The following is a 20,174-nucleotide window of genomic DNA, read 5'->3' as shown; positions in this document are numbered from 1 at the left end:
AAATCTGGATCAAGCTGAAAATTGAAACGACACATCTTTAATGGTGTGTTCGAGTCTCTCAAATTTTCGCAATCATGAAGTGAAACATCTTCGGGTTGTGAGGTTAAGCGACTAAGCGTACACGGTGGATGCCCTGGCAGTCAGAGGCGATGAAGGACGTGCTAATCTGCGAAAAGCGCCGGCGAGGTGATATGAACCTTTGACCCGGCGATGTCCGAATGGGGAAACCCAGTGCAATTCGTTGCACTATCGTTAACTGAATACATAGGTTAACGAGGCGAACCGGGGGAACTGAAACATCTAAGTACCCCGAGGAAAAGAAATCAACCGAGATTCCCCCAGTAGCGGCGAGCGAACGGGGAGCAGCCCAGAGTCTGAATCAGCTTGTGTGTTAGTGGAAGCGTCTGGAAAGTCGCACGGTACAGGGTGACAGTCCCGTACACGAAAGCACACAGGCTGTGAACTCGAAGAGTAGGGCGGGACACGTGGTATCCTGTCTGAATATGGGGGGACCATCCTCCAAGGCTAAATACTCCTGACTGACCGATAGTGAACCAGTACCGTGAGGGAAAGGCGAAAAGAACCCCGGCGAGGGGAGTGAAAAAGAACCTGAAACCGTGTACGTACAAGCAGTGGGAGCACCTTCGTGGTGTGACTGCGTACCTTTTGTATAATGGGTCAGCGACTTATATTCTGTAGCAAGGTTAACCGTATAGGGGAGCCGAAGGGAAACCGAGTCTTAACTGGGCGTTAAGTTGCAGGGTATAGACCCGAAACCCGGTGATCTAGCCATGGGCAGGTTGAAGGTTGGGTAACACTAACTGGAGGACCGAACCGACTAATGTTGAAAAATTAGCGGATGACTTGTGGCTGGGGGTGAAAGGCCAATCAAACCGGGAGATAGCTGGTTCTCCCCGAAAGCTATTTAGGTAGCGCCTCGTGAACTCATCTTCGGGGGTAGAGCACTGTTTCGGCTAGGGGGCCATCCCGGCTTACCAACCCGATGCAAACTACGAATACCGAAGAATGTTATCACGGGAGACACACGGCGGGTGCTAACGTCCGTCGTGAAGAGGGAAACAACCCAGACCGCCAGCTAAGGTCCCAAAGTCATGGTTAAGTGGGAAACGATGTGGGAAGGCACAGACAGCCAGGATGTTGGCTTAGAAGCAGCCATCATTTAAAGAAAGCGTAATAGCTCACTGGTCGAGTCGGCCTGCGCGGAAGATGTAACGGGGCTAAACCATGCACCGAAGCTGCGGCAGCGACACTATGTGTTGTTGGGTAGGGGAGCGTTCTGTAAGCCGTTGAAGGTGTGCTGTGAGGCATGCTGGAGGTATCAGAAGTGCGAATGCTGACATAAGTAACGATAAAGCGGGTGAAAAGCCCGCTCGCCGGAAGACCAAGGGTTCCTGTCCAACGTTAATCGGGGCAGGGTGAGTCGACCCCTAAGGCGAGGCCGAAAGGCGTAGTCGATGGGAAACAGGTTAATATTCCTGTACTTGGTGTTACTGCGAAGGGGGGACGGAGAAGGCTATGTTAGCCGGGCGACGGTTGTCCCGGTTTAAGCATGTAGGCGGAGGTTCCAGGTAAATCCGGTACCTTATTAACGCTGAGGTGTGATGACGAGGCACTACGGTGCTGAAGTAACAAATGCCCTGCTTCCAGGAAAAGCCTCTAAGCATCAGGTAACACGAAATCGTACCCCAAACCGACACAGGTGGTCAGGTAGAGAATACCAAGGCGCTTGAGAGAACTCGGGTGAAGGAACTAGGCAAAATGGTGCCGTAACTTCGGGAGAAGGCACGCTGATATGTAGGTGAAGCCCCTGCGGGTGGAGCTGAAATCAGTCGAAGATACCAGCTGGCTGCAACTGTTTATTAAAAACACAGCACTGTGCAAACACGAAAGTGGACGTATACGGTGTGACGCCTGCCCGGTGCCGGAAGGTTAATTGATGGGGTTAGCGGCAACGCGAAGCTCTTGATCGAAGCCCCGGTAAACGGCGGCCGTAACTATAACGGTCCTAAGGTAGCGAAATTCCTTGTCGGGTAAGTTCCGACCTGCACGAATGGCGTAATGATGGCCAGGCTGTCTCCACCCGAGACTCAGTGAAATTGAACTCGCTGTGAAGATGCAGTGTACCCGCGGCAAGACGGAAAGACCCCGTGAACCTTTACTATAGCTTGACACTGAACACTGGTCCTTGATGTGTAGGATAGGTGGGAGGCTTTGAAGCGTGGACGCCAGTCTGCGTGGAGCCGTCCTTGAAATACCACCCTTTAATGGCTGGTGTTCTAACGTAGACCCGTGATCCGGGTTGCGGACAGTGTCTGGTGGGTAGTTTGACTGGGGCGGTCTCCTCCCAAAGAGTAACGGAGGAGCACGAAGGTTAGCTAATCCTGGTCGGACATCAGGAGGTTAGTGCAATGGCATAAGCTAGCTTGACTGCGAGAGTGACGGCTCGAGCAGGTGCGAAAGCAGGTCATAGTGATCCGGTGGTTCTGAATGGAAGGGCCATCGCTCAACGGATAAAAGGTACTCCGGGGATAACAGGCTGATACCGCCCAAGAGTTCATATCGACGGCGGTGTTTGGCACCTCGATGTCGGCTCATCACATCCTGGGGCTGAAGTAGGTCCCAAGGGTATGGCTGTTCGCCATTTAAAGTGGTACGCGAGCTGGGTTTAGAACGTCGTGAGACAGTTCGGTCCCTATCTGCCGTGGGCGCTGGAGAATTGAGGGGGGCTGCTCCTAGTACGAGAGGACCGGAGTGGACGCATCACTGGTGTTCGGGTTGTCATGCCAATGGCACTGCCCGGTAGCTAAATGCGGAAAAGATAAGTGCTGAAAGCATCTAAGCACGAAACTTGCCCCGAGATGAGTTCTCCCTGAGACTTTAAGTCTCCTGAAGGAACGTTAAAGACTATGACGTTGATAGGTCGGGTGTGTAAGCGCAGCGATGCGTTGAGCTAACCGATACTAATGAACCGTGAGGCTTAACCTTACAACGCCGAAGATGTTTTGGCGAAGAGACAGAACAATCAAATTTCAGCCTGATACAGATTAACAGAATTTGCCTGGCGGCTTTAGCGCGGTGGTCCCACCTGACCCCATGCCGAACTCAGAAGTGAAACGCCGTAGCGCCGATGGTAGTGTGGGGTCTCCCCATGTGAGAGTAGGGAACTGCCAGGCATCAAATTAAGTAGTAAGCCGGTGCATAAATCCGGTGGTTACAGCAGTCTTCGGTGGAGCGGTAGTTCAGTCGGTTAGAATACCTGCCTGTCACGCAGGGGGTCGCGGGTTCGAGTCCCGTCCGTTCCGCCACTTATTAAGACATTAAGCCTGCCTTTTTGGCAGGCTTAATGGCAAAAAACTTTAGGGGCGTAGCTCAGTTGGTAGAGCACCGGTCTCCAAAACCGGGTGTCGCGAGTTCGAGTCTCTCCGCCCCTGCCATATATAATCCTTTGCTTCGGCAAAGGATTTTTTTTGCCTGAAATCCAGCAAAAAGGCCTCTTCTTAATATTCAGCCAGCATTTCTGCTGGCTGATGTATCAATCCATTACATTGATTTTTAACAGATCTTTTATCTGTGCTTGCTTATCACTGTTTTGCAGCCAAATTGCATACAGCGGTCTGGTAAGCGTGGTGGAATCCATCACCGTATGCAGCCCCGCTTTAGCGTCTGCCCAGCGAACAGGTAACCAGGTACATCCTCTCAGCAAGGGCAGTTGCTGACAGGCGATCTCCGCAGAGCTGGTTGTTAACTGTGGAACATCATCAGGTGCAATCAATCCAGTCTCATGCTGCTGAAAATCTGGCCCCCATTCCAGGCGCAAATAGGTCAGATCTGCCTTCATCATCGAAGGTTCAGAGGCATAAAGCGCCAGACCAAACTGGCCTACAATCTGGCTGCTAAATTCGTCCATCTTGGGGGCTTCAGTTGTGATCAGAAGATCAAGCTGACGCTCATGAAGCTGCTTAACCAGCGACTGCCGTTGCGCAATTCTCGCTTCAAATTGCAGGTGGCCGTGTGAATGATATAGCCGGGTAAGCCACTGACTTAGCATACATTCCCACAGAGAAGCGCTGGCCCCAATCGAGAACTCATTATGCCTCGAAGTATGCGCCACCTCTTTACGTGCTGCCTGCCAGGTATTCATGAGCGTTTCTGCGTACGGCAGCAGTTTCTCACCGGCAGGCGTTAAGCGAATATTGTTACGATGGCGAGTAAAAAGATTCACACCCAGTTGATTTTCCAGCTGTCGAATACGAAAACTGACTGCTGACTGCGTCAGGTAAAGGGCTTCAGCTGCTCGCCCAAAGTGGCGTGTTCTGCTCACTTCAAGGAAAGTTTTAAGCAATTCCGTATCCACATCTTTCTCCGCAAAATTATTTGTCGTTATGATTTAAATGTTTTGTTTTACACTCTGTCAAGCGTAACTAATACTCCGCGCCATAAATAGCTCGGCCAAAGAATTAGGAGCGTGTAGGATGGCGGAAAGCTTTACGACGACTAATCGTTTTTTCGACAATAAACATTATCCGCGCGGGTTCTCTCGTCACGGCGATTTCACCATCAAAGAAGCTCAACTGCTTGAGCGTCATGGTTATGCCTTTAACGAGCTGGATCTGGGTAAGCGTGAACCTGCGACCGAAGACGAAAAACAGTTTGTTTCCGTTTGCCGTGGTGAGCGTGAGCCTCAGTCTGAAGCGGAACGTGTGTGGATCAAATATATGGCACGCATTAAGCGTCCAAAGCGCTTCCATACGCTGTCTGGCGGCAAGCCGCAGATGGAAGGTGCAGAAGACTACACCGAGTCTGATGATTAAAATGAAGAGAAGGGGCTACGGCCCCTTTTTTTATGCCAGCAACTTCTGCAGATGCAGCAGCAAACGATCGATAGCGCGGTAGCTCAGCGCCTCCTGCAAATGCTTTCTCTCAATGTCAGTGCACCCCTCCACGTCAGCAATGGTTCTGGCCACTTTTAGCAAACGCTGCCACGCACGTATAGACAGCCCAAAGCGCGTCAACGTCTCCTCAAGCCATCCCGCATCCTCACTGTTAAGGGAACAAAACTGCCGGATCCCGGCATTATCCAGCCGTGCATTCAGCCTGTTCTGACGAGCGTACTGCCGCGTCTGGGCTGCAATCACCCGTTCGCGTACCTCCGCTGAGCTTTCACCCGTTATGCCCGTTTGCCTGAGCAGACCCGGCGGGGGGAGGGGGATTTCGAGGGATAAATCGAAACGGTCGAGGAACGGGCCGGATAACTTACCCAGATAGCGCAACGTCTGCTCTGGCGTACAGCGGTTATGGTTTCCCTGGTAGTGACCCGTCGGGCTGGGATTCATCGCCGCGACCAGCTGAAACTGCGCGGGATAGCTTATTTTGGCTCGCGTGCGTGAGATATGTATCTCACCGGATTCAATGGGCTCCCTCAGTGCATCCAGCACTCGGCGCTCAAACTCAGGCAGCTCATCAAGAAACAGAATGCCATTGTGTGCCAGCGAGATCTCTCCCGGTCCCGGAATCGCCCCGCCGCCGACCATTGCCATCAGTGAAGCGCTATGATGCGGGGAACGAAAAGGACGACGGCGCCACTGTTTTTGCAACGACGTCGAACTGATAAGGCTATATATGGCGGCACTTTCCAGCGCTTCATGATTATTGAGCGGTGGAAGTAACCCACTCAACCTGCTTGCCAGCATGGTTTTACCCGTACCCGGCGGGCCAATTAACAGAAGATTGTGTCCACCTGCAGCCGTAATCTCCAGCGCCCGTTTCCCTTGCTCCTGCCCCATAATCTCGCTGAGATCCTCTGGTGCATCCGCTATAGCATCATCACACTCCTCCGGCTCGGACAGTTCATGACGCCCTTCCAGCCAGGCACACACTTCCTGTAAATGCCCTGCGATGAGACACCCCTTCTCGGCGATAAGACTCACTTCTGATGCGTTTTCATTGGCGACAATGATTTGCCGTCCTGCTCGTATGGCTTCCAGCGCTCCCGATATCGCACCGGGAACGCCTCTTAACGCGCCTGTAAGCGCGAGTTCGCCAACGAACTCATACGAGCCTAGCCGTGTCGTATTAAGCTGCTCAGAAGCCGCGAGAAGGGCAATTGCGATAGGTAAATCGTATCGTCCCCCCTCTTTAGGCAGATCGGCGGGGGCAAGGTTGATGGTGATCTTCTTCGCGGGGAAGGTATAACCGCTATTTATTATTGCGCTTCGAACGCGATCCCTGGCCTCTTTAACCGTCGTTTCAGGTAACCCGACAAGAGTGAGTCCGGGTAGCCCATTGCTCAAATGAACCTCGACGGAAATAAGCGGTGCCTTTACCCCGAGAGCCGCACGCGTATAAACAACTGACAGTGACATTTGCACTACCTCCTGGTGTGACTATGCCAACGTCGGTTTTGTCTGTTTAGCGTCATTTTGCGAATTTACGCCGCCCGTTCAGAGATTTTAAGCGCACACTGAAACCCTTGCATAACCGTGGAAACCTCCTCGCAGAATATAAAAAGCACCGTTTTGACGGTAAGAACCGCAGGGAAAAAATGAAAAATATTCATTTTCTAATTTCCGTATATAAAACAACGGTTTTTAGAAATATGATTCGCTACCTAATCAAATTCGTCATAAATAAATCTTGTGTTTGATTTAAAAACTGTGATAACTCTTTAGGTATTCCTTCGAACAAGATGCAAAAAGAACTGAAAATGACAGCCCTTCTACGAGTGATTAGCCTGGTCGTGATTAGCGTGGTGGTGATTATTATCCCACCGTGCGGGGCTGCACTTGGACGAGGAAAGGCTTAGAAATCAAGCCTTAACGAACTAAGACCCCCGCACCGAAAGGTCCGGGGGTTTTTTTATGACTAAAAAACGTAAATGAGGAGCAGAGAATGACGACTAGCACAAAATTCTGTTTCTCCCGATTTATGACGGGGAACTAACTATGAATGGGGCACAGTGGGTAGTACATGCGTTGCGCGCGCAGGGAGTCGAAACCGTATTCGGTTATCCGGGTGGCGCAATTATGCCGATTTACGATGCACTGTATGACGGCGGCGTGGAACATCTCTTGTGCCGACACGAGCAGGGCGCAGCGATGGCAGCCATCGGTTATGCCCGCGCGACCGGTAAAACCGGCGTGTGTATGGCGACTTCAGGCCCGGGCGCGACGAACCTGATCACCGGCCTGGCTGACGCGCTGCTGGATTCCGTTCCCGTTGTCGCCATCACCGGGCAGGTGGCGTCTCCGTTCATCGGTACCGATGCTTTTCAGGAAGTCGACGTCCTCGGTTTATCGCTGGCCTGCACCAAACACAGCTTCCTCGTCCAGTCTCTGGAAGAGCTGCCGCGCGTAATGGCAGAAGCGTTCGACGTGGCAAACTCAGGTCGTCCTGGTCCGGTACTGGTCGATATCCCGAAAGATATCCAGGTGGCACTCGGCGAGCTGGAACCGCACTTCTCTACCGTTGAAAGCGACGATGCCTTTCCGGAAGCGGAAGTTGAAGAGGCCCGTCAGATGCTGGCCCAGGCGAAACAGCCAATGCTGTACGTCGGCGGTGGCGTCGGCATGGCACAGGCCGTTCCTGCCCTGCGCGAATTTATCGCAACAACGCAGATGCCAGCGACCTGCACGTTGAAAGGTCTCGGTGCAGTCGACGCGGATTACCCCTACTATCTGGGCATGCTGGGGATGCACGGCACCAAAGCGGCAAACCTGGCGGTGCAGGAGTGCGATCTGCTCATCGCCGTAGGTGCCCGTTTTGACGACCGCGTCACCGGCAAGCTGAATACCTTTGCGCCGAACGCCAAAGTCATCCATATGGATATCGACCCGGCGGAAATGAACAAGCTGCGTCAGGCGCATGTCGCCTTGCAGGGCGATCTCAACGCGCTGTTACCGGCATTGCAGCAGCCGCTGGATATCAACGCATGGCGTCAGCACACCGCTGATATGCGCGCCGAGCACGCCTGGCGTTACGACCACCCCGGCGAGGCCATCTACGCGCCGCTGCTGTTGAAGCAGTTGTCCGACCGTAAACCGGCTGACAGCGTCGTCACCACCGACGTAGGCCAGCACCAGATGTGGTCCGCGCAGCACATGACCTACACCCGTCCGGAAAACTTCATCACCTCCAGCGGCTTGGGTACCATGGGCTTCGGTCTGCCGGCAGCCGTTGGCGCGCAGGTTGCCCGCCCGAACGATACCGTTATCTGTATCTCCGGTGACGGCTCCTTCATGATGAACGTTCAGGAGCTCGGCACCGTTAAGCGCAAGCAGTTACCGCTGAAGATCGTGTTGCTTGATAACCAGCGTTTAGGGATGGTTCGCCAGTGGCAACAGCTGTTCTTCCAGGAGCGTTACAGCGAAACGACTCTCACCGATAACCCCGATTTCCTCACCCTGGCCAGCGCCTTTGGCATCCCTGGTCAGCACATCACCCGTAAAGATCAGGTTGAAGCGGCGCTCGACACCATGCTGAACAGCGATGGGCCTTACCTGCTTCATGTCTCAATCGACGAACTCGAGAACGTCTGGCCGTTGGTACCGCCTGGTGCCAGTAACTCACAAATGATGGAGAAATTATCATGATGCAGCATCAGGTCGCCGTACAGGCTCGCTTCAACCCGGAAACCTTAGAACGCGTTTTGCGTGTGGTGCGTCATCGTGGTTTTCAGATTTGCTCTATGAATATGGAGGCGGCCACTGACGCCCGGAATATCAGTATCGAATTAACCGTTGCCAGCCCGCGGTCGGTCGACTTACTGTTTAGTCAGTTATCAAAGCTGGTAGACGTTGCCCATGTTGCCATCTGCCAGAGCACAACCACATCACAACAAATCCGCGCTTAAGCGTGACAGGACGAAAAAATGACGACAAAAAAAGCTGATTACATTTGGTTCAACGGTGAGATGGTTCGCTGGGAGGACGCGAAGGTCCACGTGATGTCCCACGCGCTGCACTACGGTACCTCCGTATTTGAAGGCATCCGCTGCTACGATTCTCACAAAGGGCCAGTGGTGTTCCGCCATCGCGAACACATGCAGCGTCTGCATGACTCAGCCAAAATTTATCGTTTTCCGGTTTCACAAAGCGTTGATGAGCTGATGGAAGCCTGCCGCGACGTGATCCGTAAAAACAACCTGACCAGCGCCTATATCCGTCCGCTGGTCTTCGTGGGTGACGTCGGTATGGGCGTGAACCCGCCAGCCGGCTATACCACAGATGTGATCATTGCCGCGTTCCCGTGGGGTGCTTACCTGGGTGCAGAAGCCCTGGAGCAGGGGATCGACGCAATGGTCTCTTCCTGGAACCGCGTTGCGCCAAACACTATCCCGACCGCCGCGAAAGCAGGCGGGAACTATCTCTCCTCATTGCTGGTCGGTAGCGAAGCGCGCCGCCACGGCTATCAGGAAGGTATCGCCCTCGACGTAAATGGCTACATCTCTGAAGGTGCGGGTGAAAACCTGTTTGAAGTGAAAGACGGCATTTTGTTCACGCCGCCATTCACCTCGTCCGCGCTGCCGGGCATCACCCGTGACGCCATCATCAAGCTGGCGAAAGATCTGGGTATCGAAGTACGCGAGCAGGTACTGTCCCGCGAATCCCTGTATCTGGCAGATGAAGTGTTTATGTCCGGCACGGCGGCTGAAATCACGCCGGTACGCAGCGTGGACGGTATCCAGGTGGGCGAAGGCCGCTGCGGTCCGGTCACCAAACGTATTCAGCAAGCGTTCTTTGGCCTCTTCACCGGCGAAACAGAAGATAAATACGGCTGGTTGGATCAGGTTAATCACTAAGCATAAATTTGGGACGGCACGCACCGTCCCATTAAATAGTCAGACGGGAGTCAATAAAGCATGCCTAAGTATCGTTCAGCCACCACCACCCACGGCCGTAATATGGCGGGAGCCCGCGCGCTGTGGCGCGCCACCGGAATGACCGACGCCGATTTCGGCAAGCCGATTATCGCCGTGGTGAACTCCTTCACCCAGTTTGTACCGGGCCACGTGCACCTGCGCGATCTCGGTAAGCTGGTTGCCGAGCAAATCGAAGCCTCCGGCGGCGTGGCGAAAGAGTTCAACACCATTGCGGTGGATGACGGTATCGCGATGGGGCACGGGGGCATGCTCTATTCACTGCCGTCGCGCGAGCTGATCGCCGACTCCGTAGAGTACATGGTGAACGCCCACTGCGCCGATGCGATGGTCTGCATCTCCAACTGCGACAAAATCACCCCGGGGATGCTGATGGCCTCCCTGCGCCTGAACATTCCGGTGATCTTCGTCTCCGGCGGCCCGATGGAAGCGGGGAAAACCAAGCTCTCCGACAAAATCATCAAGCTCGACCTGGTCGATGCGATGATCCAGGGCGCGGACCCGAAAGTCTCTGACGAGCAGAGCGACCAGGTGGAACGCTCCGCGTGTCCGACCTGCGGCTCCTGTTCCGGTATGTTCACCGCCAACTCCATGAACTGCCTGACCGAAGCGCTGGGTCTTTCTCAGCCGGGTAACGGCTCGCTGCTGGCGACCCACGCCGACCGTAAGCAACTGTTCCTCAACGCCGGTAAGCGCATCGTTGAGCTGACCAAACGCTACTACGAGCAGGACGACGCCAGCGCGCTGCCGCGCAACATCGCCAGCAAGGCCGCGTTTGAGAACGCGATGACGCTGGATATCGCCATGGGCGGCTCCACCAACACCGTTCTGCACCTGCTGGCCGCCGCGCAGGAAGCCGAAATCGACTTCACCATGAGCGACATCGACAAGCTCTCCCGCAAAGTCCCGCAGCTGTGTAAAGTCGCGCCGAGCACCCAGAAGTACCATATGGAAGACGTACACCGCGCGGGCGGCGTGCTGGGCATTCTCGGTGAGCTGGATCGCGCCGGGCTGCTGAACCGTGACGTGAAAAACGTGCTTGGTCTGACGCTGCCTGAGTCGCTGGACCAGTACGACGTCATGCTGACCAAAGACGACGCGGTGAAAAAAATGTTCCGCGCCGGTCCAGCGGGTATTCGCACCACCCAGGCATTCTCGCAGGATTGTCGCTGGGACACGCTGGACGATGACCGCGCCGAAGGCTGCATCCGCTCGCTGGAACATGCCTACAGCAAAGACGGCGGTCTGGCCGTGCTGTACGGTAACTTCGCGGAAAACGGCTGCATCGTGAAAACCGCAGGCGTGGACGACAGCATCCTGAAATTCACCGGTCCGGCTAAGGTATACGAAAGCCAGGATGAAGCGGTAGATGCCATCCTCGGCGGCAAAGTGGTGGAAGGCGACGTGGTTGTTATTCGCTACGAAGGACCGAAAGGCGGCCCGGGCATGCAGGAGATGCTCTACCCAACCACCTTCCTGAAATCTATGGGACTCGGTAAGTCGTGTGCGCTGATTACCGACGGACGTTTTTCCGGCGGCACCTCCGGCCTCTCTATCGGCCACGTTTCCCCTGAAGCGGCAAGCGGCGGCAACATCGCCATCATCGAAGACGGTGACCTGATCGAAATCGACATTCCGAATCGCGGCATTCAGCTGAAGCTGAGCGACCAGGAAATTGCGGCCCGTCGTGAAGCGCAGGAGGCCCGCGGCGACAAAGCCTGGACGCCGAAAGACCGCCAGCGTGAAGTCTCCTTCGCCCTGCGCGCCTACGCGAGCCTTGCCACCAGTGCAGATAAAGGCGCGGTGCGCGATAAATCTAAACTTGGGGGCTAATGATGGCCGAGTCACAACCCTTATCCGCCGCCCCTGAGGGGGCGGAATATCTGAGAGCGGTGCTACGCGCGCCGGTCTATGAAGCCGTGCAGGTTACGCCCCTGCAGAAAATGGAAAAACTCTCTTCGCGCCTCGACAACGTCATTCTGGTCAAGCGCGAAGACCGTCAGCCGGTGCACAGCTTTAAGCTGCGCGGCGCCTACGCGATGATGGCCGGGCTGACCGACGAGCAAAAAGCGCGCGGCGTGATTACCGCGTCGGCGGGCAACCACGCCCAGGGCGTGGCGTTCTCGTCTGCTCGTCTGGGGCTGAAGGCGCTGATCGTGATGCCGGTTGCTACCGCAGATATCAAAGTCGACGCGGTGCGCGGTTTCGGCGGCGAAGTGCTGCTCCACGGCGCCAACTTTGACGAAGCCAAAGCCAAAGCGATTGAGCTGGCGCAGCAGCAGGGCTTTACCTGGGTGCCGCCGTTCGACCACCCGATGGTGATTGCCGGGCAGGGCACGCTGGCGCTGGAGCTGCTGCAGCAGGATGCCCATCTCGACCGCGTCTTTGTTCCGGTGGGCGGCGGTGGCTTAGCCGCAGGCGTGGCGGTGCTGATCAAACAGCTGATGCCGCAGATCAAAGTCATTGCCGTGGAAGCGGAAGATTCTGCCTGCCTGAAAGCGGCGCTGGATGCCGGGCATCCGGTAGACCTGCCGCGCGTCGGGCTGTTTGCCGAGGGCGTGGCGGTGAAGCGTATTGGCGACGAAACCTTCCGCCTGTGCCGGGAATATCTCGACGATATCGTCACGGTGGATAGCGATGCGATCTGCGCGGCGATGAAGGATCTCTTCGAAGACGTTCGTGCGGTGGCGGAACCGTCCGGCGCTCTGGCGCTGGCGGGCATGAAAAAATACATCGCGCAGCACAACATTCGCGGCGAGCGTCTGGCGCACGTGCTTTCTGGTGCCAACGTGAACTTCCACGGTCTGCGCTACGTGTCCGAGCGCTGCGAGCTGGGGGAACAGCGTGAAGCGCTGCTGGCGGTGACCATTCCGGAAGAGAAGGGCAGCTTCCTGAAATTTTGTCAGCTGCTGGGCGGCCGTTCGGTGACGGAGTTTAACTACCGTTTTGCCGATGCCAAAGACGCCTGCATTTTTGTCGGCGTGCGTCTGAGCCGTGGCGTGGAGGAGCGTAAAGAGATCCTTAATCTGCTGCATGAAGGCGGCTATAGCGTAGTCGATCTCTCCGACGATGAGATGGCGAAGCTGCACGTGCGCTACATGGTCGGCGGGCGTCCATCGAAGCCGCTCAGGGAACGCCTGTTCAGCTTTGAGTTCCCGGAATCGCCTGGCGCGCTGCTCAAGTTCCTGCACACGCTGGGCACGCACTGGAACATCTCCCTTTTCCACTACCGCAGCCACGGTACCGACTACGGCCGCGTGCTGGCGGCGTTTGAACTGGGCGAGCACGAGCCGGATTTCGAAACGCGGCTGAACGAGCTGGGCTATGAGTGTCACGACGAAACCCATAACCCGGCGTTCAGGTTCTTCCTGGCAGGTTAGTGGTTCGGCAATATCGTCCAGAACGCATCAATAAGCGGCTCATGCAGCCGCTTTTTTTGTGCGCACACGCCAAGCTCAAACGGCGTTTTCTCATCGCTGCGCTCCAGAATCATCACGCGATTGCGCACCGGTTCCGGGCTATTTTCCAGCACCACCTCCGGCAGCAGCGCCACGCCGCAGCCGAGCGCCACCATCGACACCATCGCCTCATGGCCGCTGACCGTGGCGTAAATCGACGGGTTGCTGATTTTCTGGCGGCGGAACCACAGCTCAATACGACGGCGCACCGGCCCCTGATCGGCCATGATAAACGGTACCGTGGACCAGTCCGGTTTTTCCACCGACACCTGGTTACGCACCGGGCAGGGCAGCGCCGGGGCAATGAGTACCACCGCCAGATTCTCCAGCATGGAGAATGCCACCGCGCCCGGCAGGGTTTCAGGTTTCCCGGCAATGGCGAGATCCGCTTCGCCCGTCACCACTTTTTCCATTGCGTCGGAGGCATCGCCGGTGGTGAGCTTAATTTCAACCGACGGATGCGCCGCGCGGAAGCGGTCAAGGATGGGCGGCAGATGGCTGTAAGCGGCGGTCACGGAGCAAAAAATATGCAGCTCGCCGGAAAGTGACGGCCCCTGCTGGTCAATCGAGTGCCGCAGCTGCTGGTACTGCAGCAGCGTCTGCTGGGCAAAAATGCGTAGCTCTTCGCCCGCTTCCGTGAGGGTGACGGTGCGGTTGTCGCGCACGAACAGGGGCTGGCCGAGGTCTTCCTCAAGGCGCTGGATCTGGCGTGAAAGCGTGGAGGGGCTAACGTGCATCGCCCGGGCGCTGCGGCCAAAATGACGGCTTTCCGTCAGGTGCAGGAACATTTTCAGATCGCGTAAATCCACCGATTCCACTCCCTCTTTTTACATTGCAAAAATTGCAACATGACGTTGTGAATATATCAATTTCCGCAATAAATTTCCTGTTGTAATGTGGGTACATTCTCGCTGAAACGCGAACCGAACAATAAGACACACAACATCACGAGGTATCACCCATGGCTAACTACTTTAATACACTGAACTTGCGCCAGCAGCTGGCGCAGCTGGGCAAATGCCGCTTCATGGCGCGCGACGAATTTGCCGATGGCGCGAGCTACCTTCAGGGTAAAAAAGTGGTCATCGTCGGCTGTGGCGCACAGGGTCTGAACCAGGGGCTGAATATGCGTGACTCCGGTCTGGATATCTCCTACGCCCTGCGCAAAGAAGCGATTGCCGAGAAGCGTGCTTCCTGGCGTAAAGCGACCGAAAACGGCTTCAAAGTGGGTACCTACGAAGAGCTGATCCCGCAGGCGGATCTGGTAGTTAACCTGACCCCGGACAAGCAGCACTCAGACGTTGTGCGTTCCGTACAGCCGCTGATGAAAGACGGCGCGGCGCTGGGTTACTCCCACGGCTTCAACATCGTTGAAGTGGGCGAGCAGATCCGTAAAGACATCACCGTGGTGATGGTTGCACCTAAGTGCCCGGGTACCGAAGTTCGTGAAGAGTACAAGCGTGGCTTCGGCGTGCCGACCCTGATCGCGGTTCACCCGGAAAACGATCCGAAAGGCGAAGGCATGGCGATTGCCAAAGCATGGGCAGCGGCGACCGGCGGTCACCGTGCGGGCGTGCTGGAATCGTCCTTCGTTGCCGAAGTGAAATCTGACCTGATGGGCGAGCAGACCATTCTGTGCGGCATGCTGCAGGCCGGTTCTCTGCTGTGCTTCGATAAGCTGGTGGAAGAGGGTACCGACCCGGCATATGCGGAAAAACTGATTCAGTTCGGCTGGGAAACCATCACCGAAGCGCTGAAGCAGGGCGGTATTACGCTGATGATGGACCGTCTGTCCAACCCGGCAAAACTGCGTGCTTACGCGCTGTCTGAACAGCTGAAAACCATCATGGCACCGCTGTTCCAGAAACACATGGACGACATTATCTCCGGCGAATTCTCTTCCGGCATGATGGCGGACTGGGCGAACGACGATAAGAAACTGCTGACCTGGCGTGAAGAGACCGGTAAAACCGCGTTCGAAACCGCGCCACAGTACGAAGGTAAAATCGGCGAGCAGGAGTACTTCGATAAAGGCGTGCTGATGATCGCGATGGTGAAAGCAGGCGTTGAGCTGGCGTTCGAAACCATGGTGGATTCCGGCATCATCGAAGAGTCTGCGTACTACGAATCACTGCACGAGCTGCCGCTGATTGCGAACACCATCGCCCGTAAGCGTCTGTACGAAATGAACGTGGTGATCTCTGATACCGCGGAATATGGTAACTACCTGTTCTCTTACGCCTGCGTACCGCTGCTGAAAGAGTTTATGACTACTCTGCAGACTGGCGATCTGGGTAAAGCGATTGCAGAAGGTGCCGTGGACAACGCGCAGCTGCGCGATGTGAACGAAGCCATTCGCAGCCACCAGATCGAGAAAGTGGGTCACAGACTGCGTGGCTACATGACCGATATGAAGCGTATCGCGGTAGCGGGTTAACAACAGGGGCGGGCTGATGCCCTCACCCCGACCCTCTCCCACGGGGAGAGGGTGCAAACATTAAAGGCCTTCTCTAAGAGAAGGCCTTGCTGTTTATTTCCGGTACAGCACTTTGATAATGTGATACCCGAACTGGGTATGCAGCGGGCCGGTTGGCTCCAGCACCGGGCAGGAGAAGACCACTTTATCGAACGCCGGAACCATCTGACCCTGGCGGAACTCACCCAGATCGCCGCCGCGTTTGCCTGACGGGCAGATGGAGTGCTTCTTCGCCAGCTTCCCGAAGTCGGCACCGTTTTTAATCTGCTCCAGAAGATCCAAAGCCAGTTTCTCTTCTTTAACGAGGATGTGCACTGCTGCTGCTGTTTTTGCCATGATCGTGCCTTGAATAGGTTGAAATAAATCGGGGCGCAATATACCACGCGTCAGCGGCGATAAAGCACCTTAATGATATGGTAGCCAAATTTGGTTTTTACAGGGCCGTAGGGCTTCAGAAGCGGGCAGCTAAAGACCGCCTGATCGAACGGGCCGACCATCGCACCTTGTTGAAACTCGCCGAGATCCCCACCATTGCGCCCGGAAGGGCATTTAGAGTAGCGCTTCGCCAGATGATCAAAGCTGATGCCGCGCTCCAGCTTGGCCAGGATCTCCTGGGCCAGTTTCTCTTCTTTTACCAGAATATGCAGGGCTGCTGCGGTCTTTTTCATGGTTCTGCTCTACGGGTTAAACGCGATTTCTCCACTTTATCATTAGCCGGTAAATCTGCGCCCGGCTTTCTGCTACAATCCACACCCCGTTCGAAGATTGAGCAACACTCCCATGCGTTTAAACCCTGGACAACAACAAGCGGTCGAATTCGTTACTGGACCATGCCTGGTGCTGGCAGGGGCCGGTTCGGGTAAAACCCGTGTGATCACCAACAAGATCGCCCATCTGATCCGCAACTGCGGGTATCAGGCGCGACACATTGCGGCGGTCACCTTTACCAATAAAGCGGCGCGTGAGATGAAAGAGCGCGTCGGTCAGACGCTTGGCCGTAAAGAAGCGCGTGGCCTGATGATCTCCACCTTCCACACGCTGGGGCTGGATATCATCAAACGCGAGTATGCGGCGCTGGGAATGAAGTCCAACTTCTCCCTCTTCGATGACACCGACCAGGTGGCGTTGCTCAAAGAGCTCACCGAGGGGCTGATCGAAGATGACAAAGTGCTGTTGCAGCAGCTGATCTCGACGATCTCGAACTGGAAAAACGATCTGATGACGCCGGCCCAGGCCGCGGCGATCGCCAAAGGCGAACGGGATCGGATCTTCGCCCACTGCTACGGTCTGTACGATGCGCATATGAAAGCGTGCAACGTGCTGGACTTTGACGACCTGATCCTGCTGCCCACGCTGCTGCTGCAGCGCAATGAAGAGGTGCGCGAGCGCTGGCAGAATAAAATCCGCTACCTGCTGGTGGATGAATATCAGGACACCAACACCAGTCAGTACGAGCTGGTGAAGCTGCTGGTGGGGAATCGGGCGCGTTTCACCGTGGTAGGCGACGACGATCAGTCAATTTACTCCTGGCGCGGCGCGCGTCCACAAAACCTGGTGCTGCTGAGCAAAGATTTCCCGGCGCTGCAGGTGATTAAGCTCGAGCAAAACTACCGCTCCTCCGGTCGTATCCTGAAGGCGGCAAACATCCTGATTGCCAATAACCCGCACGTATTCGAGAAGCGTCTCTTCTCCGAACTGGGCTACGGAACGGAGCTGAAAGTGCTCAGCGCCAACAATGAGGATCATGAAGCGGAGCGAGTCACGGGAGAACTCATCGCTCACCACTTCGTCAACAAAACCGAATATAAGGATTACGCGATCCTCTATCGCGGTAACCACCAGTCGCGCGTCTTTGAAAAGATGCTGATGCAGAACCGCATTCCGTACAAAATTTCGGGCGGCACGTCGTTCTTCTCACGACCAGAAATCAAAGACCTGCTGGCTTATCTGCGCGTGCTCACTAACCCGGATGACGACAGCGCGTTTCTGCGTATCGTGAATACGCCAAAACGCGAGATAGGCCCGGCGACGCTGCAAAAGCTCGGCGAGTGGGCGATGACCCGCAACAAAAGTATGTTTACCGCCAGCTTCGACATGGGGCTGAGCCAGACGTTAACCGGACGCGGGTATGACTCGTTAACCCGCTTCACCCACTGGCTCGGCGAAGTACAGCGTCTCGCGGAGCGCGAGCCGGTGGCTGCAGTGCGCGATCTCATTCACGGCATCGACTATGAGTCCTGGCTGTATGAAACCTCAGCCAGCCCGAAGGCGGCTGAGATGCGCATGAAGAACGTTAACCAGCTTTTCAGCTGGATGACCGAAATGCTGGAGGGCTCTGAAATCGACGAGCCTATGACCCTGACGCAGGTCGTCACCCGCTTTACCCTGCGCGACATGATGGAGCGCGGCGAGAGCGAAGAAGAGGCCGATCAGGTTCAGCTCATGACGCTGCATGCGTCAAAAGGGCTGGAGTTCCCGTATGTCTATCTGGTTGGTATGGAAGAGGGATTGTTGCCGCACCAGAGCAGCATTGATGAAGATAACGTCGATGAGGAGCGCCGCCTGGCCTACGTGGGGATCACCCGCGCGCAGAAAGAGCTAACGTTCACGCTGTGTAAAGAGCGCCGCCAGTATGGCGAACTCGTCCGCCCGGAGCCGAGTCGTTTCCTGCTGGAGCTGCCGCAGGATGACCTGATTTGGGAACAGGAGCGCAAAGTGATTACCGCGGAAGAGCGGATGCACAAGGGGCAGGCTAACGTGGCGAACATTCGCGCCATGCTGGCTAAAGCCAAAGAGAAAGGGTAATGATGAGTAGCCGGGTAAGGCGAAGCCGCCACCCGGCAATCTTCAGCGTATTACTTTACTTCCAGCACCCAGTGCACATAGCTCTGCCACTGGCACTCCTGCTCGATCATCTCGGCCCCTAACGGGTGACGTTCAATCCAGTTTTCCGGCAGCGTCAGCGAAAGCTTCTCGTCATCGGCCACAAGATTAATGGCTGGCAGCAAATCATCGCGACGGCGGCTGGCAAACAGGATCGCCAGACGCAGCAGGCGGCAGAGATGCTCGGCCACGCGCGGCGGTACGGCGTTTTGCTGATGCAAAGAGGAGAGGTCGACTGCATTGGTCTGGTTCAGCAGCAGCGTTGCCAGCAATTTTTTCTGCGCGGGCGTGTAGCCCGGTAAATCAAGGTTGCGGACCAGATACGCTGCGTGAGCCGGTGCCTGCTTAAAATCAATGCTCAGCCCTACTTCATGTAGCGCGCACGCGCTCAGGAGTAAATCCCGGCTCAGGTGATCAAGATCCCAGACGTTAGCAACCTGATCGGCGAAGCGTGACGCCAGCTGCGATACGCGTCCTGCCTGATCGATATCAACCAGAAAACGACGCTGCACGTTGCGCAGGGTACGGCTGCGGATATCCTGATCGACCGACAGATGCAGCATCCCGTAGACCAGGCCTTCACGCAGCGCACCGCCGGCCAGGGTCATACACTGGATGTTCAGCTCGGTGAAAATAGCGATAAGAATGGCCAGCCCGCTCGGGAAGACCAGCGCGCGTTCAAGCGTCAGGCCTTCAATTTCCAGCTCTTCCAGGCGTCCGCACTGAATGGCGCGCTGTTTCAACTGCTGAAGCTTAGCAAGCGTAATCCGCTCGTCCATTCCCTGCGCCATCATGATTTCCTGCAGGGCCTGCACGGTCCCGGACGCACCCACGCAGACTTTCCAGCCGTGATAGCGCAGTTCATCCATGACCGGGCGTAATACCTCGCGCGCGGCGTTTTCCGCCTCGTCGAAGTTCTCTTTACCCAGATTACGATCGGTAAAGTAGCGCTCAAGCCAGGTCACGCAGCCCATCGAGAGGCTGAACAGCGACGTTGCCTGCGCGCCGGTGCCGGTCACAAGCTCGGTACTGGCACCGCCGATATCCACCACTAGGCGGCGATCGTCACCCCCCGTGGTGTGTGCAACTCCCTGATAAATCAGACGAGCTTCTTCTTCACCGCTGATAACCTGAACCGGGCAACCGAGAATTTCCTGCGCTCTGGCAATAAAATCCACGGCGTTCACCGCCAGGCGAAGTGTCGCAGTGGCGACGACGGTGATTTGGGCATGCGGGATATCCTGCAGACGCTCGGCAAAGAGTCGCAGACACTGCCAGCCACGTTCCATGGCTTCAGGTGAGAGGTGGTTATCGCTGCTCAGGCCCGCCGCGAGGCGGACCTTGCGCTTGATGCGCGTCAGCGTTTGTATGCTTCCCGCCACCTCGCGCACAACCAGCATATGAAAACTATTCGAACCGAGATCAATTGCCGCATAAAGCGAGGTGGAGCTGAGCATATTTT

General features: G+C 55.9%; 16 protein-coding genes, 2 tRNA genes and 2 rRNA genes. 14 read left to right on the top strand and 6 right to left on the bottom strand.

All coding sequences use genetic code 11. The features are described 5' to 3' along the window. Nucleotides 1–101 precede the first annotated feature (101 nt). The 4 genes from ACW9E7_RS19770 (at nt 102) to ACW9E7_RS19755 (ending at nt 3,455) form a co-directional block, all read left to right on the top strand. Nucleotides 102–3,006: ribosomal RNA gene (locus ACW9E7_RS19770) — 23S ribosomal RNA — on the top strand. Nucleotides 3,007–3,078: 72 nt separating this feature from the next. Then, nucleotides 3,079–3,194: ribosomal RNA gene (rrf, locus tag ACW9E7_RS19765) — 5S ribosomal RNA — on the top strand. 55 nt (nt 3,195–3,249) lie between these two features. Beyond that, a tRNA-Asp gene (locus tag ACW9E7_RS19760) sits at nt 3,250–3,326 on the top strand. A gap of 53 nt (nt 3,327–3,379) precedes the next feature. Further along, nucleotides 3,380–3,455 (top strand) — tRNA-Trp (locus ACW9E7_RS19755). Between the two features lie 98 nt (nt 3,456–3,553). On the opposite strand, the gene hdfR is transcribed toward ACW9E7_RS19755, so the two are convergent. Further along, a complete protein-coding gene (hdfR, locus tag ACW9E7_RS19750) occupies nt 3,554–4,375 on the bottom strand; it encodes an HTH-type transcriptional regulator HdfR (RefSeq protein WP_133295337.1) in 822 nt (273 codons plus the stop codon). 118 nt (nt 4,376–4,493) lie between these two features. Here hdfR and ACW9E7_RS19745 point away from each other — a divergent pair, with 118 nt between their 5' ends. Then, nucleotides 4,494–4,832, top strand: a complete 339-nt coding sequence (locus tag ACW9E7_RS19745) for a MaoP family protein (RefSeq protein ID WP_008501577.1) — start codon at nt 4,494–4,496, stop codon at nt 4,830–4,832. A gap of 30 nt (nt 4,833–4,862) precedes the next feature. Here the strand turns inward: ACW9E7_RS19745 and ACW9E7_RS19740 are convergent, their stop codons facing one another. Beyond that, nucleotides 4,863–6,383, bottom strand: coding sequence for a YifB family Mg chelatase-like AAA ATPase (locus ACW9E7_RS19740; RefSeq protein WP_458728249.1), 1,521 nt, complete (start codon nt 6,381–6,383; stop codon nt 4,863–4,865). 341 nt (nt 6,384–6,724) lie between these two features. On the opposite strand from ACW9E7_RS19740, the gene ilvL reads away from it, so the two are divergent. The 7 genes from ilvL (at nt 6,725) to ilvA (ending at nt 13,275) form a co-directional block, all read left to right on the top strand. Next, entirely contained in the window at nt 6,725–6,823 is a 99-nt protein-coding gene (gene ilvL, locus ACW9E7_RS19735; RefSeq protein WP_001311244.1) for an ilv operon leader peptide, read from the top strand. Nucleotides 6,824–6,909: 86 nt separating this feature from the next. After that, nucleotides 6,910–6,960: a peptide IlvX gene (ilvX, locus tag ACW9E7_RS19730; protein ID WP_166792073.1), complete on the top strand. Its 51-nt coding sequence runs from the start codon at nt 6,910–6,912 to the stop codon at nt 6,958–6,960. 2 nt (nt 6,961–6,962) lie between these two features. Then, complete coding sequence (ilvG, locus tag ACW9E7_RS19725) at nt 6,963–8,609, top strand: acetolactate synthase 2 catalytic subunit (protein WP_048703488.1); 1,647 nt, start codon at nt 6,963–6,965, stop codon at nt 8,607–8,609. Beyond that, nucleotides 8,606–8,869 carry an acetolactate synthase 2 small subunit gene (gene ilvM / locus ACW9E7_RS19720; RefSeq protein WP_023309655.1) on the top strand — a complete coding sequence of 88 codons (264 nt, stop codon included), beginning with the start codon at nt 8,606–8,608 and terminating at the stop codon, nt 8,867–8,869. Before ilvG ends, ilvM begins: the two co-directional genes overlap by 4 nt. An 18-nt stretch (nt 8,870–8,887) precedes the next feature. Next, nucleotides 8,888–9,817, top strand: coding sequence for a branched-chain-amino-acid transaminase (gene ilvE / locus ACW9E7_RS19715; protein WP_023309654.1), 930 nt, complete (start codon nt 8,888–8,890; stop codon nt 9,815–9,817). A 60-nt stretch (nt 9,818–9,877) separates the two neighbouring features. Further along, a complete protein-coding gene (gene ilvD / locus ACW9E7_RS19710) occupies nt 9,878–11,728 on the top strand; it encodes a dihydroxy-acid dehydratase (RefSeq protein ID WP_458728248.1) in 1,851 nt (616 codons plus the stop codon). 2 nt (nt 11,729–11,730) lie between these two features. Then, complete coding sequence (gene ilvA / locus ACW9E7_RS19705) at nt 11,731–13,275, top strand: threonine ammonia-lyase, biosynthetic (RefSeq protein ID WP_039267211.1); 1,545 nt, start codon at nt 11,731–11,733, stop codon at nt 13,273–13,275. Here the strand turns inward: ilvA and ilvY are convergent. Next, entirely contained in the window at nt 13,272–14,162 is an 891-nt protein-coding gene (gene ilvY, locus ACW9E7_RS19700) for an HTH-type transcriptional activator IlvY (RefSeq protein WP_111963506.1), read from the bottom strand. The genes ilvA and ilvY overlap by 4 nt on opposite strands. Nucleotides 14,163–14,314: 152 nt before the next feature. Between ilvY and ilvC the strand changes: the two genes are divergently transcribed. Further along, nucleotides 14,315–15,790, top strand: a complete 1,476-nt coding sequence (gene ilvC, locus ACW9E7_RS19695) for a ketol-acid reductoisomerase (protein WP_325814641.1) — start codon at nt 14,315–14,317, stop codon at nt 15,788–15,790. Nucleotides 15,791–15,883: 93 nt separating this feature from the next. Here the strand turns inward: ilvC and ppiC (ACW9E7_RS19690) are convergent, their stop codons facing one another. Together ppiC (ACW9E7_RS19690) and ppiC (ACW9E7_RS19685) are read right to left on the bottom strand one after the other, a co-directional pair. Next, complete coding sequence (ppiC, locus tag ACW9E7_RS19690) at nt 15,884–16,165, bottom strand: peptidylprolyl isomerase PpiC (protein WP_023309650.1); 282 nt, start codon at nt 16,163–16,165, stop codon at nt 15,884–15,886. 50 nt (nt 16,166–16,215) lie between these two features. Next, entirely contained in the window at nt 16,216–16,497 is a 282-nt protein-coding gene (ppiC, locus tag ACW9E7_RS19685) for a peptidylprolyl isomerase PpiC (RefSeq protein ID WP_004886860.1), read from the bottom strand. A gap of 112 nt (nt 16,498–16,609) precedes the next feature. Here ppiC (ACW9E7_RS19685) and rep point away from each other — a divergent pair, with 112 nt between their 5' ends. Further along, the gene (gene rep / locus ACW9E7_RS19680) at nt 16,610–18,634 is read left to right on the top strand and encodes a DNA helicase Rep (protein WP_115877002.1); all 2,025 of its coding nucleotides are present in this window, start codon (nt 16,610–16,612) and stop codon (nt 18,632–18,634) included. A 50-nt stretch (nt 18,635–18,684) separates the two neighbouring features. Here the strand turns inward: rep and gppA are convergent, their stop codons facing one another. Then, nucleotides 18,685–20,169, bottom strand: a complete 1,485-nt coding sequence (gene gppA / locus ACW9E7_RS19675) for a guanosine-5'-triphosphate,3'-diphosphate diphosphatase (protein WP_021242833.1) — start codon at nt 20,167–20,169, stop codon at nt 18,685–18,687. Nucleotides 20,170–20,174: the final 5 nt, after the last annotated feature.

This window comes from Enterobacter sp. H2G27 (assembly GCF_054403075.1).
Note: the sequence above shows the minus strand (reverse complement) of the source record. Positions and strands in the feature narration are given on the sequence as shown.